A 14,353-nucleotide genomic window follows, 5' to 3' on the forward strand; every position below is an offset into this window, starting at 1 on the left:
CTCCTAAAAAGTTAAATTAACCTGTTTTCACTTCTCGCTTTTGGAAGACGATTAAGGCAATAGCTAAGAAAATAGCCCAATAGATGACTAGGACGGTTAGTGAGAATCCTAGGGACATACCTTCGATAAGAGTAACCTGTTCCATAAAGTATTGGGATGGATCGTTTGCAAATAACAGATATTTTGACCAATCAAAGAAGAGCATTAAAATACCTGTGACTGATCCACCCACAATATACGCTAACACACTAATGGCAATAGAGATAGCTTCACTTCTAAACACTGTAGAAATGGCGAACGAAAGGGTTCCCAAAACGACAAACATTGCACAATGAGCAAGATAATAATAGACCATATTTGCAAACTGCGAACGTTCAATCACTTCACCATTTTGATACACCAAATTCACATAATCAGTGTTAAGTCCAAAGAAAATAGCACCCAATATGAATGACAAGATAAATAGCACCACAACAAGTAAAAGAGCATACAGCTGCACCGTAATATATTTAGATATTAGGATCTTTAGCCTTGATGGTGGACGAATCAATAATAATTTAATTGTACCATGCTTGTATTCAGCCGATACAATGGTGGAAGCAATAATGATCACAAACACACCGACTAGTTGAAGTAAATTGGCGTTTGTTTTCACATAGTCCCATACACTGTCGCTAAACTGATCAGCCGGCGGCAAGTTATGCTTGATTCGATAATCATTAATAGCGATCTCTTTTTCAAGCTCTCTTTTAAAGAAACCATTCTCTGTCTCTTTGAGCTCCTTCTTGTTTTCCTTATTCATCATTTCTAGCTGGGTTTTCCAATCACCTGAAGCTTGATCTTTGTCATTTGTTTTCACTACAAAGATCAGCGTGGCAACCATACCTAACACAAGAAGCCCAACCATAATCCAAGTTCCAACACGATAACTGATTTTCATCCACTCGTTTTGAATGAGGCGAATCATACATCTGCCTCCTTTTTACCTGTTAAGCTTAAGAACTTATCTTCTAAGGTTTGTTTTTCAATTTTGATCTCGTACAAATGAATAGACGCGCTGCTCAAATGACGGATTAATTCTGGCATTTTTTGTTCTGGCATAGAGAAAAATAAGTACTGCTCCTCTTCTCTTACAATGACGCCTTCCTCAAATGCATCAATGAGCTTCTGTGCTTCTTCAAGCTCCCCGGCTGCTACCTTCATTCGATAATTAACCAAATCATCCTGCTTCGTCTCAGCACGCTGATCCTCAATCGCAATCAGCTTTCCGGTTTGGATAATTGCAAAGCGATCACACATCAATTCCATCTCTGACATGAGGTGGCTTGAAACAATTACAGCCAGTCCTTCTTCCTTCGCAAGACTTCTCAAGTAATCTCGTATCATTCGAATTCCCTCAGGATCAAGTCCATTGGTTGGCTCATCTAAGATTAGCAGTTTCGGTCTATGTATGAGTGCCTGCGCAATGCCCAATCGCTGTTTCATTCCTAATGAAAATGTACGCACACGCTTATGCTTCACATGCTGTAAGCTGACTAGCTCTAACAGCTCATCAATTCGCGCTTCATCCACTTTCCCATTCATTCTGGCAAAGTGAACAAGATTTTGTCTTGCTGTTAAATGATTATACATTTCTGGATTTTCAATAATCGCACCGACATGTTGGATGGCATGCTGATAGGATGTTTGAATACTATGACCATTAATCAGAATGTCACCAGATGTAATGGGAGAAAGACCGACCATCATACGAATGGTTGTTGTTTTCCCTGCACCATTAGGTCCTAAGAAGCCAAAGACTTCGCCCGCTTGGACAGAAAAGCTCAAGTCTTGAACAATCTTTTTCCCGCTAATATGTCTAGATACATTATGCAGTTCTAAAACGTTCGTCACGTTACCTCTCCTTCTTTGTCTAAGTATCATCTATCATTCTATTTCCTGATAAACTCCATGATCCGTCAAAAATAGAAGAACACTTCCATATGGTACAGCAATGCCCAAAAGTTGTGAAGGGGATTAGCCAAAATTTAGCGAATCATCTGCCTTTTTTAAGGTAGAGTTAAGAAAACTGCGGGTTTTTATGTGAAAAGAGGCTTGATTTTTTAAAAAATGAACCTTTTTCAACAGGTATATATGTATGGAATTTTGTTTGAGATTATTCCTTTCACCTATAAATAAAGAAAAGAGGCCTCTTACAGCCTCTTTCCATACATTATATCTTTTTCACAAACTCTGATTTTAATTTCATTGCGCCGAAGCTAGGAATTTTACAATCAATGTTATGGTCGCCTTCAACTAAACGAATGCCTTTGACCTTCGTCCCTATTTTTAAAACGGATGAAGAACCTTTTACTTTTAGGTCTTTAATGACAGAGACCGTGTCTCCATCACTTAACAGATTCCCATTCGCATCTTTGACCACAAGCTGTTCCTCTGCCGCTTGTTCTTGTTCAAGTGACCATTCATGCGCACACTCAGGACAAACCAGCAGACTGCCGTCCTCGTAAGTATAAGGTGAGCTGCACGAAGGACAATTCGGTAGATTAGACATTTTTGTTTCCTCCAACTTTCTACATCATTTATATCGATTTTACCACATTTCTATAAAAGGAATGTGATGGAAAAGGAAACATTTTTCATCGTTTACTTTTTTATTCCAAATTCTAACACAGCTGCGATATTCCGAGCTGTTCTTTCTACATGAATTTCCGCATCGCGTATCGCCTCAGAAAGAGAGGTAATACCTGGAACGATACTAAAAAGTGCATCAATTCCATGATCATGTACGACTGCACTGCCTTTTGAAAGAGAGCCTGCAATGCCAATCACGGGCAGATTATACTGCTTCGCTGCTTTGGCTACACCGATTGGCGTTTTTCCATAAATGGTCTGCCGGTCAATTCGGCCTTCTCCCGTAATGACAAGGTCTGCCCCCTTGATAACGTCATCAAAATGAACAGCCTTCAGCACAATATCGATTCCTCTTTGCAAATCGGCTTGTAAAAAGCCTAATAAACTTGCGCCAAGTCCTCCTGCCGCTCCCGCCCCTGCTGCTTCTCTAAAGGATACATTGAACTGCTTTTCAGCTACTCGTGCAAAATGAGCAAGGTTCTTGTCTAATACTTGAATCATTTCTTCATCTGCTCCCTTTTGAGGGCCGAAAACAGCAGACGCTCCTCTCTCACCTGTTAAAGGATTATCCACATCACAAGCCGCCTCCAGACGGACGGATTGCAGTCTTGGATCGAGTCCAGATAAATCAATTGAAGCTAATTGATGAAGTGCCCCGCCGCCTGACGTCAGGGAATGTCCTGTGTTATCTAGGAAAGCTGCACCTAATCCTTGCATCATTCCAACGCCGCCATCATTTGTTGCACTTCCGCCAAGCCCAATGATCACATGCTTCGCTCCTTTATCCAGCGCTGCAAGTATTAATTCACCAGTTCCTCTCGATGTCGTCCATAACGGATTACGTTTTTCTCGCGGTACAAGATGTAAACCAGAGGCTGCAGCCATCTCTATGACAGCAGTTTGACCGTCTCCTAACATGCCAAAAAAGGCATCCACTGGCTCACCAAGCGGGCCCGTGACCACTTGATGAACAATATGTCCGCCAGTCGCATCGACCAATGATTGAACGGTCCCCTCACCTCCATCTGCCATTGGCAGTTTGATATATTCTGCGTTTGGCAAAATAGAACGAAATCCTCGTTCAATGGCACATGCTGTCTCATAAGCAGATAAACTTTCTTTAAATGAATCTGGTGCAATCACAATTTTCATCCTAAAGCCCCTCTTTTCTTATCATGTCCTCAGCCAAACAGCTGGAAAACGCCAAAAATAATGGTCGATACAACGGTTAACGTCAAACCGATTAACGATTCAAAAGGCATGAGCTTCAAACGCTCTTTAATATCCATTTGAACACTTCCTGCTGTTGCATGGAAAAAGCTCCCGTGCGGCATATGGTCAAGCACTGTTGCGCCAGCATGAATCATGGCTGCCCCTGAAAGAGCAGACACACCAAGCCCAATCAGTGTTCCGCTAAAAACACCACTCGCTACCGCCGTTCCTGCTGTTGTCGAAGCAGTAGCGGCTGACATAAATATCCCTGAAGTTGGTGCAAGTAAATATGGAGGTAAACCCGATGCATCCAGTGCCTGAATAAACACATCTTTTAAGGAAGAATTCGATACGATTCCTGCTAATGTACCTGTCCCTAATAACATGATCGCGACACCTGACATTTTATGAAGCCCCGACATCGCATAATCATTGAGAAATTTCCCTTTTTTCATGAAAAGAGCGCCCACAATCCCTCCAATCGGTAAGGCGATCATTGGATCTATATTGATTTGAAAAAGCGGCCTTAAAGTCAACAATAAAATGGTAACCAGCGGACCAGCCAGTGCTTGAAAAAAAGCAGGTATTTGAACTTTACTTTGCCCGGTTTCCTCTTCAAGAACGGGTGTCCCCTTGTTTGCAAGCTTTTTAGCTAATACATATGTAACCGCCAGCCCGAACACAGCTGGAATGACACCCGCAGCCATCATTGAAGTCAGAGGTACACCAAAAGCATCTGAAGCGGCAATGGCATTCGGATTCGGTGACATGATATTTCCTGCCTTCCCGCCTCCAATCATAGCAAGAAGAATTCCTGTTTTTGAGAGCTTTGCGCGTTTGGCAATGGCAAGTGCGATGGGCGCTACCGTAATAACCGCAACATCTACAAAAACGCCCACTGTTGTTAAAATCATCGTTGCAAGTGCGAGTGCTAATAGTGCCCTCGCCTCACCAAGCCTTCTCACGATGGCCTCAGCGATCGATAACGCTGCACCCGACTCAATGAGAACACCAGCCAGTACACCTGCCGCCATAATTCTAAGGACAGCCGGAATCATGTCCTTAGCACCTTCCATCATGACGTTGACGGTCTGAACAATATCTACACCGCCAACCAAGCCGCCTATAAATGCACCTGCCAGCATGCCATAAGCAGGTGATACTTTTTTTAGAATGAGAACAATCGCGATCAAAAGCGCCGCCATAGCTCCCAGAGTACTTACCGTTACATCTCCACTCATCCTCAATCCCCCCAAAAATATCTTTCTCCAATTGTAAGCGTTTACCCAAAGGGATTGTGTTGTGAATCTGGATGAACTTTTTGCATTTATCGCTCTACTCAATTGTGCATTTGCACAATCAAGATAATTGATTCATTAACTGCGCCATATAAAGCTCGATTAACTGTTTTACATGACGAGGGTCTTTTCCGGTCAATTCTTGAATTTTGTCTAAACGATAACGCAATGTATTCCGATGAATAAATAAACGATCAACAATGCTCTGCAAATCACCGCCCTCTTGAATGTAAACCCTTAATGTATGGGCGAGCTCTGCTTCTTGTGTCAGCGGCTTGTAAAAGTCAGTCCATCGACTTTTCTTTTCAGCAATTCCCGCAATCATAAATACGCTTTCCAGCTGATAAGACTCAAAGAAATACATGCTTTCTTCCGGATCAAGAGCCTTCCCTAATCTCAGAGCTTCTCTCGCATGCTGAAAAGAAATTGGCAGCTGGCTGATGTCGTCAGCGACAGTCCCTATCCCCACTAACACTTGGCCTCCTATTGCTCTTTGCATTGTTCTTTGCAGGTGACCTGCCACCTGCTTTAATTGATGTTCAGGTATGGAATGACTTAAAAGAATCAATTCATGACAAAAGGTCATACCAAGTAAATCATCCGCCTTCTTATCATATTGAATCGCATGCATCAATTTATGAACAGCATCCTCTGAGGATGGAACTGGCTGAAAAACAATAGCCCTTCGGCGCTTGTCTAAATCCATTCCCAGCCAAGCAGCTCGATTTTTCAGCTGATGATCCCCAACATCAGAATATGAAATCAACTGATTGACAATTTCACTCTCTATTCGATGACGCCATTGAACCCGTTCGAGCAGAAAAGATTGCTCTAACACCAGTTCAGCTGCCATCTTCACCAGCTCGGCATGATGCCGAATGTCCTCTGGCTCACCAGTAATCCCAATCACACCAACTACTTGTTCATGAAAGCAAATAGGCAGGTTGATCCCCGGTCTCACTCCTTCTAAGCGCAAGGAGGTCTCCTGGTCAATTTCCACACTGTTCCCGCTTGTCAGCACAAGTCGTGCACCATCATGTTTCTGGCCGATCCTGTTTCGTTCACCAGAACCAATAATGACACCATCTGCATTCATCACATTGATGTTTTTATGTAAAATATGCATCGTACGTTCAACCATTTCTTGAGCCAATTCACTGGTTAAAAATTGCATGAGGCATCTCTCCTGAAGGTGTTTTTCATTCAATGTATCATAGTGTCTTTGAACAATAAATGCAAAGTGTTTAACCAGCCATTGACAAAGACACCCTAAAAAGTGTTTAATCAAATCAAAGACCGACCGACAGTCTAGTTAAAAGAAAGGATGGCTTTATGAGAACCGTTAAACATCCTGAGGAACGTAAAAATGACATATTAAACGCAGCAGAAGCGCTTTTTTCAACCAAAGGCTACCAGAAAACAACGATTATTGACATATTAAAAGCCGTTGGCATTGCCAAAGGCACCTTTTATTACTACTTTGCATCCAAAGAAGAAGTAATGGATGCCATTATTGACAGGATCATCAAAGAAGATATCATCGTGGCAAAGCGTATTGCCGCTGATCCAGACCTTCCAGTCGTTGACAAACTATTTCGTATCATCATGGCGCAATCACCTCAGCAAGGAAGCCATAAACAAGGGATGATCGATCAGTTCCATCAGCCTTCTAATGCAGAAATGCATCAAAAAAGCTTAATCAAAGCCATTAAAGAACTATCACCAGTGTTGGCAGATGTCATTCAGCAAGGTGTAGAGGAAGGGACATTCAAAACGAAGTATCCGCAAGAGACGGTTGAATTCCTTCTTGCTTCTGCACAGGTCATATTTGATGAAGGCCTCTTTCAATGGTCAGCCGAAGAAAGTATACAACGCGCTTTAGCTTTTATCGATATACTCGAATCCTCATTGCATGCAGAAAAGGGAAGCTTTTCCTTCCTGCTGAAGCGATTATCTGGAGAGCCGGATGAAAATAATCAGTGATTGGTCACTTCAATACCAATCCTGCAACATTATAGACTGACGGTCGGTCTAAAAGGAGAGTGATATTTATGAATGTATTATTCAAAAGAGATTCATCCCACTTTATCTACCTCGTCCTCGGACAGATTATTTCCGTTTTCGGATCTTCTCTCATTCGGTTTGTTCTATCTTTACATGTGCTGGATATGACACAACGAGTTGATTTATTTGCCTTACTTTTCGCTTTATCCAATATCCCGTTTCTCCTTTCTCCATTATCTGGTGCAGTCGCTGACCGGTTTAACAGAAGGAACTTGATGATTTTATTTGATGTCCTCACCGGTATCATGATTCTGGCTTTTTATTTCTGGTTATTATCTGGAAATGATTCACTCTACATGATAGGAGCTGTCATGATACTTCTTGGTGTGATGAGTACGTTTTATGCACCTACTGTGATGTCCAGCATTCCACAGCTAGTGAAAGAAGATCAATTAGAACAAGCCAACGGCATCGTCAATGGCGTTCAGGCACTTTCTGGTGTTCTCGCACCTGTTATCGGCGGAGTTCTATACGGAATGATTGGAAGTCAATTCATTATAGGTGCCAGTGCCATCGTATTTTTCCTATCTGCGTGCATGCTCTTACGTTTAAAAATACCCTTCTCCTCTAGTCCGCTGACAGATTCTATGGGCAAAGTGCTCATAAAAGATATGAAACAAGGATTTTCTTATATCGGCAGCCAGCCGTTTCTAAAAAGAACCATGCTGCTTGCTGCAATGTTAAATTTCATCCTTACACCATTTTTTATCGTAGGTGGCCCAATCATTTTAAGGGTCACAATGAAAACCAGTGACATCATGTATGGAGTAGGAATGGGCTTGATTGAGTTCGCTGTCATCGCAGGTGCTCTGCTAGTTGGACTTGTAGCGAAGCATTGGCGCATTCCTACTTTATATCGCTGGATGCTTGTCATCGCCATCATCCTGTTGCCTGTGGCGTTCTCAACATCGACTATGGCTCTACAATTTGGCACTTATCCAGCTTATTTTCTCTTTTTAGCAGGATGTCTTCCAATTGCTATGTTGCTTACAATGATCTCGGTCGTTGTGATATCACATATTCAAAAGAAAACACCAAATCACCAATTAGGAAAAGTGATGGCCAACCTAACAATGGTTTCTCAATGTGCAGTTCCGCTTGGTCAAATGATGTATGGGTTCTTGTTTAATACGTTTTCAGCCAACATGTATGTGACTGTGTTAATCGTCAGTGTTTTCATGTTTGCCCTAGCCTACCTAACAAAAAATATGCTTCAACATGAAGGGGAATCAGCCTCATGAGATTCGCCTTTATAAAGAAAGACTTAACCCGCCACCGTCTTATTTCAATTGGTTTAACCATTTGCATCATGATGACTTCATTTCTCGCAGCAAGTGCAGCTCAAATGACAGTACAGCTGAATGGGTCCATTTCTGGCCTGCTCCATTCTGCTAAAGCGCCAGACTTTGTCCAAATGCATGACGGCGACCTAAATGAAAAAGACATTGAAGCATTTTCAAGTAAGCAGTCCATGGTAAAAGCTCATCAAATCGTCCCAATGATACCAATTGAACATGCAAACATCAGGTTCGGACATGAGCCTGCCAAAGCAGGTGTGATGGATCATTTATTTGTGAAGCAAAATCGCAATTTTGATTTTCTTTTAAATCAACAAAACGAAAAGCTCACGGTCAATAAAGGTGAAGTGGCTGTCCCAATTTATTTTCAACAAAAGTATCAGCTCAACATAGGTGAAACGTTACTGATTGAGAAAGGGGCGAATCAATTCACCTTTCGCATCAAAGCGTTCTTGCGAGATGCACAAATGAACCCCAGTCTTGTCAGTTCAAAAAGATTTCTTCTTCATAACGAGGATTGGGATGCAATAAATCAAGTGTTTCAACAAAAAGAGTACTTAATCGAATTTTTACTGCATGATGCCGCGCAGACAGATGCTTTTCAAGCAATCTACCAATCATCACAGCTGCCACAACAAGGCCCAGCTGTCACACTGCCTTTGCTGCGTATGCTGAATGCATTAACAGATGGAATGGTGATTGCCATTCTCCTGCTTGTTTGCCTGCTGCTCATTAGTATAGCCCTTCTCTCACTCCATCTTGCTATGACAGCTTCTATAGAAGAAGATGAACGTGAAATTGGCATACTGAAGGTAATTGGGATTCCTTTAACAAAAATTAAGCAATTATACGTTGGAAAGTATGCCGTGCTTGCTTTTGCAGGATGTATAGCAGGCTATGTGTTAACACTTATATTTGGTGATATGTTTACGGCCAATATTCAGCAATACATGGGGAATCAGCCTTCTTTTATTCATTTGTTAATCCCGCTTTTTGTTTCTATTATGACGGCAATGATCGTCATCTCTTGCAGCTATGCTGTCCTAAGAAAGTTTGGTCAAATATCAGCTGCTCAAGCCCTTCAAGGTGGTATCAATTCACCGAATCATAAGAAGAAAACACCTATGCACCTCAAGAAAAGCAGGTTTATACCGATCCATATTTGGCTTGGTTTAAAAGACCTGATATCACGAAAGAAGTTGTACACAACGATTACTTGTATTATTGCACTTTGTACATTTTTAATGCTGATGCCTATTCAGCTATGGCATACCTTACAATCACCGAATTTCATCACCTACCTTGGCTCTGGTAAAAGTGACCTTCGAATTGATATACGCCAAGGAAATCATCTAGCGAAAAATACAAACGAAATAGAATCAATGATTCGTGAGGATCAGAGCATTCAAACAGCAGCCATCTATGAAACTACTTCTCTTCAGGCGAAATCAAAGGAGAACACATTAGAAACGCTCTACTTAGAAACAGGTGAGCTCTCAGCATTTCCACTAACCTATTTACAAGGGCGGCAGCCTTTTAAGAATGATGAAATTGCCTTATCCGTGTTAAATGCGGATTCACTTCAGAAAAAGATAGGAGAAAGAATCACTCTCGTAACTAACGGGCATGAAACGCAAAGAACGGTGACAGGTATTTATCAGGACGTCACCAATGGAGGCAAAACAGCAAAAGCAATATCACAGCCATTTCCTCAATCAGCTCTTTGGAAAACCATTCAAATCCAACTAAAACCAAGAGTAAATATTGCAGATAAAAAGGTAATATTTGAAAAAAAGGCATCTCCTGCAAAAGTGACAGATATGAAAGAATACGTTCATCAAACGATCGGCAGCACAGCAGCTATCGTAAAAGTCGTTGCATTTTTTGCTGCATTAGCTGCCTTTGGAACCGCCAGCTTAATGCTTTTCATGTTTCTGCACATGTTAAAGGCGAAAGATTCAAGCCGGAACAACATGTTAAGAACAATTGGATTTTCTATAACAGATATAACAGCACAATATATAACAAGTTTTATCGTTGTTCTCTCTTTTGGCGCCTTTATTGGAACAATCGCGGTCAATACAATTGGTCCTGCTTTGATGAGTGTCGGTGGAGCTTCATTAGGGGCGTCGAGCCTTCAGTGGCTCTCACCGCAATGGGTGTCGGTTGTGTATCCACTCACACTATTTATTGTCAATTTAGCTTTGATCACCTGGTTATTGAAGACGTTTTTTTCTAGTCAAACGACAAGGCATACACTTTTATAAGGAGATGTTTCACATGGAACACTTGATTGAAACGAAGCGATTGTCATTGCATATCAATTCATTAAAAGGACAGAAACAAACGATTCTTAAGGATATTCATTTATCGATAAAGCGCGGGGAATTCGTGACCATTATGGGACCTTCTGGATGTGGAAAAACATCCTTACTTTATCAGCTTAGCGGCATAGAAACAGCTTCAACAGGAGAGATCAAATATAAAGGCCGATCACTATCAGAAATGACAGAAAAACAGTTAAGTGCTCTGCGCTTAACTGAGATGGGATTTGTCTTTCAGCACAGCCACTTATTAAAAAATCTTAATCTATTTGACAACATCATTGCAGCAGCTTATTTAGCAAAGAAAAAGCCAAGACAAGAAGTGAATGAACGAGCTCAATATTTAATGGAAAAACTTGAAATTGATCATTTGGCAAATAGATATTTGACAGAAGTATCGGGAGGACAGCTTCAAAGAGCCGCTATCTGCCGAGCGCTCATGAATGAACCAGACATACTTTTCGCTGATGAACCAACAGGTGCTCTTAATTCCAGTACAACAAAGGAAGTGATGAATATTTTTTCAAGAATCCACTTTGAAGGAGCAACACTGCTACTTGTCACACATGACCCCAAGGTGGCTCTTCGTTCTGAAAGAATCATGTTTATGAATGACGGAGAAATGGCAGACAGTTTACAATTAGGAAGATATGATCGTTCAACTGCCGAGAACCGAGAAATGAGATTAAATCAATGGCTGCAAAATTTAGGTTTTTAATTTGAGTAAAACCAGGCAGGAAACTGCCTGTTCTACTTTTTCTGACACTCAAACGAGTAATCCATAGACAAACTATTTGTTTCTAAGATAATTTTGCCGCCAGCTTGTTGACAAGATTCTGTCATCAGCTCAATTTCTTTGCTATAAAAGTATCTCTTTGACATATATAGAGTCACTAAAACAAGTAATAGAGTCGTGATAATGACTGTGATTTGTCTGTTTAAGCTTTGAAATCTTTTTTTCATTTCAACATCCTTTCTAAAAGGTCGGATTTTGTGTTTAATACTTACTTTTGTCGTCATCTATCAGTTTCTTATCTCATGATCTAGCAACATCATACCTGATTTTCTTTCCTAGATCGACCTTTCATTTTCCCTCTGAAATAGCTAAAACTTCTTTATTCCAAATATATGAGTGATATTTCCGTTCATTATCATAAAATCCATTGTATATATCCCTTTTTTAGATTTCCAAAAAGAGATTTTATTCATTTGTGTTAACAAGCAATCACCCTTACAATGTCGTACATGGCATGACCTTAGGTCCTTTTTATTACCTCTTGTCAATCACCTCACCGAAACGATTATATTTTACCAAAAATTGTGATATCGTTTTTTATGAAACAGGTGAAAGGAACTTAAAGAGGTGAAATTTCCATGGCTATCATTTCTGCTGAACAGGTGGGGAATCGTTTAAATGATTGGAGAATTGCAATTCGCAAGCATGATGTACACAGTGCAAAAGCAATGTATACAGAAGTAAAGGAATTACTTCAAAAAATGGAAGAGAATCAGGAGGTCTTGACCTATTACTCATTGCTAGAAGGCAAGTATAAGCTCATGTTATATGAACGAAGAGGTATAAAACTGAAGGAACAGACAGAACCAGATTGCCTCTCTAAAACAAACGACTTAATTGAATACTATTTTTACCTATACAAAGCCCTTTACGCGTCATATAAAAGAGACTATGCATCAGCCATTGGACTGTTTAAAATTGCTGAGAAAAAACTACAACACATTCCTGATGAAATAGAAGTAGCAGAATTCCATACGAAAATCGCCAACTTATATATGCTGCTTCGTCAAAGCCTAATTTCTCTACACTATATTCAGAATGCTATTGATATTTTCAAAAGCCATGAAGGATATGAAAGAAGACTAGCTGCAGCCTTTGTCATCGCCGCTGCTAATCATATGGACATTGGCGACTTTATAAGGGCAGAAAATTACTACAAAAAAGCATTACACATCGCAGACAGTCTAAACGATCATTTTCTAACATCACAGCTTTATCATAATATCAGTATTTTGTACGCCGAAGCTGGCGAATCAAAAAAATGTATCGATGCCCTAGAAAAGGCTCTTAGTGACGAAGACTATCTCTCATCGTGCTACTTCCATCACTCCATGTACATGTTAATGAAAGAGCTGCTTTCTATCGATGAAAGAACACAAGCTCTCTATTACTTCGAATTGGTTAACCAAAAACATGAATCAGAGAAATGCCCCATCTATACAGCAAAAATGAATTTGCTTTACCATCTATATTTCACTGAAGATATGGCTCAAAAAGCTCAAGCCTGTTTCGATGAAATCAGCATTCTTAAAAAATTAAAAGATGCTGAAGGAGTCTGTGAATTAAGTGCATTAGCAGCAAAACACTTTGAAGAGCTGGGAGCAATTCATCAAGCCTATCTCTTTCTAAAGGAAGCTGATCGCGTGAAACATCCTATCATTGACTGGGGGAATTCTAATGAAAAAAATGAGTTTATTGATTATCACTTTGACCATCGTTGTTTTAGGACACACAGGGACTTTCAATTCATTAAATGATGAAAATGGTACTACAGAACGACCTATCGGAACTTAATATAAACATTTGCCAAATAAAGAACCACTCGCCTCATCAAGGCAAGTGGTTCCACATTTATTTTAGTTGCTGATAAGAAATGAGGCGGTGTATATGTACCGCAAGATAAGTAAGCTCATCATTAGGAATGACGATACTATGCACCTGTTTAATATAGTCTTTGATCTTAAAAGCAACATCCATCGCTTGAGGATATAAATGTGCAATTTGTTCAAATAACTCATTTTCTTGATCTGATAATAATTTATCAGCATAAAATCTTTCTACAAAGAATTTCACATGTGTAATGAACCGGCTGTAATGAATATTCTCTTGATCCATTTTCATATTCAACGTATAGCGCACAAGATTAACAATACTTCCGATCATCTTGGCGTATTTCATACCATCTTTCGACTCGGACTCTTCACCTAATGCATTAATTAAGTGAAAAGCAATATTGGCAGCTTCTTCTTTTGGTAATTGTATGCCCAATGTGTCATTGACTAACTCAAGTGCGTAATTCCCTACTTCAAATTCTTCTGTATAGTAATTTTTGATTTCCCAATACACACGATTTGTAATATTAATATTCTTTTTATGACGTTCCACTGCAAAATTCAAATGATCCATTAAGGTAAAATAAACACCTGAATTTAAAGTTGAGTTTAAACGTTTTTCTGCATATTTGACAATTTGCTGAGTTAAATCGATAAAATCCTGAGGCATTGAATCTAACAATTGAAGAAATTCTTTTGCTCTCATGTTATCGACTGACATAAAGACTTGGTCCGCTTTTTTCTCTTCTATCATTTGACCTGGTTTCTGGCCATAGCCAATTCCTCGGCCGAACAAAACCATCTCCTGTTGGTTCTGATCTTCAGCCAGGACCACGCTCGAGTTTAAAACTTTTTTGATTTTAAACATCGTCATCACCTGTTTTCATGATTGTGGTGT

General features: G+C 40.2%; 12 protein-coding genes. 5 read left to right on the top strand and 7 right to left on the bottom strand.

All coding sequences use genetic code 11. The annotated features are described in order from the left end of the window. Window positions 1-16: 16 nt before the first annotated feature. The 6 genes from AWT60_RS01780 to AWT60_RS01805 all read right to left on the bottom strand — a co-directional run bounded on the left by AWT60_RS01780 (window position 17) and on the right by AWT60_RS01805 (window position 6,315). Window positions 17-967 carry an ABC transporter permease gene (locus AWT60_RS01780; RefSeq protein WP_041105772.1) on the bottom strand — a complete coding sequence of 317 codons (951 nt, stop codon included), beginning with the start codon at window positions 965-967 and terminating at the stop codon, window positions 17-19. Next, entirely contained in the window at window positions 964-1,893 is a 930-nt protein-coding gene (locus AWT60_RS01785) for an ABC transporter ATP-binding protein (RefSeq protein ID WP_218676797.1), read from the bottom strand. Before AWT60_RS01785 ends, AWT60_RS01780 begins: the two co-directional genes overlap by 4 nt. Window positions 1,894-2,212: 319 nt before the next feature. Continuing rightward, window positions 2,213-2,551 (bottom strand): zinc ribbon domain-containing protein YjdM, encoded by a 339-nt coding sequence (locus AWT60_RS01790; RefSeq protein WP_024423969.1) that lies wholly within the window; start codon window positions 2,549-2,551, stop codon window positions 2,213-2,215. A gap of 92 nt (window positions 2,552-2,643) precedes the next feature. After that, window positions 2,644-3,783 carry a glycerate kinase gene (locus AWT60_RS01795; RefSeq protein WP_218676798.1) on the bottom strand — a complete coding sequence of 380 codons (1,140 nt, stop codon included), beginning with the start codon at window positions 3,781-3,783 and terminating at the stop codon, window positions 2,644-2,646. A gap of 29 nt (window positions 3,784-3,812) precedes the next feature. Further along, complete coding sequence (locus AWT60_RS01800) at window positions 3,813-5,084, bottom strand: GntP family permease (RefSeq protein ID WP_218676799.1); 1,272 nt, start codon at window positions 5,082-5,084, stop codon at window positions 3,813-3,815. Between the two features lie 118 nt (window positions 5,085-5,202). Beyond that, window positions 5,203-6,315 carry a CdaR family transcriptional regulator gene (locus AWT60_RS01805; protein WP_073979548.1) on the bottom strand — a complete coding sequence of 371 codons (1,113 nt, stop codon included), beginning with the start codon at window positions 6,313-6,315 and terminating at the stop codon, window positions 5,203-5,205. Between the two features lie 158 nt (window positions 6,316-6,473). Between AWT60_RS01805 and AWT60_RS01810 the strand changes: the two genes are divergently transcribed. The 5 genes from AWT60_RS01810 (at window position 6,474) to AWT60_RS01830 (ending at window position 13,380) form a co-directional block, all read left to right on the top strand. Beyond that, on the top strand, window positions 6,474-7,124 hold the full coding sequence (locus AWT60_RS01810) for a TetR/AcrR family transcriptional regulator (protein ID WP_041087453.1): 651 nt from the start codon (window positions 6,474-6,476) through the stop codon (window positions 7,122-7,124). Window positions 7,125-7,192: 68 nt separating this feature from the next. Then, on the top strand, window positions 7,193-8,446 hold the full coding sequence (locus AWT60_RS01815; RefSeq protein WP_073979549.1) for an MFS transporter: 1,254 nt from the start codon (window positions 7,193-7,195) through the stop codon (window positions 8,444-8,446). After that, entirely contained in the window at window positions 8,443-10,770 is a 2,328-nt protein-coding gene (locus AWT60_RS01820; RefSeq protein WP_218676800.1) for an FtsX-like permease family protein, read from the top strand. Before AWT60_RS01815 ends, AWT60_RS01820 begins: the two co-directional genes overlap by 4 nt. Window positions 10,771-10,783: 13 nt before the next feature. After that, window positions 10,784-11,545 (top strand): ABC transporter ATP-binding protein, encoded by a 762-nt coding sequence (locus AWT60_RS01825; RefSeq protein ID WP_041087447.1) that lies wholly within the window; start codon window positions 10,784-10,786, stop codon window positions 11,543-11,545. Window positions 11,546-12,201: 656 nt separating this feature from the next. After that, window positions 12,202-13,380 carry a Rap family tetratricopeptide repeat protein gene (locus tag AWT60_RS01830; protein ID WP_218676801.1) on the top strand — a complete coding sequence of 393 codons (1,179 nt, stop codon included), beginning with the start codon at window positions 12,202-12,204 and terminating at the stop codon, window positions 13,378-13,380. 94 nt (window positions 13,381-13,474) lie between these two features. Here AWT60_RS01830 and AWT60_RS01835 read toward each other — a convergent pair whose 3' ends face one another. Next, on the bottom strand, window positions 13,475-14,323 hold the full coding sequence (locus AWT60_RS01835) for a PRD domain-containing protein (RefSeq protein WP_073979552.1): 849 nt from the start codon (window positions 14,321-14,323) through the stop codon (window positions 13,475-13,477). Window positions 14,324-14,353: the final 30 nt, after the last annotated feature.

It is taken from the genome of Bacillus sp. F2HM (genome assembly GCF_019266135.1).
Classification (GTDB): Bacteria; Bacillota; Bacilli; order Bacillales; family Bacillaceae; genus Bacillus; species Bacillus safensis.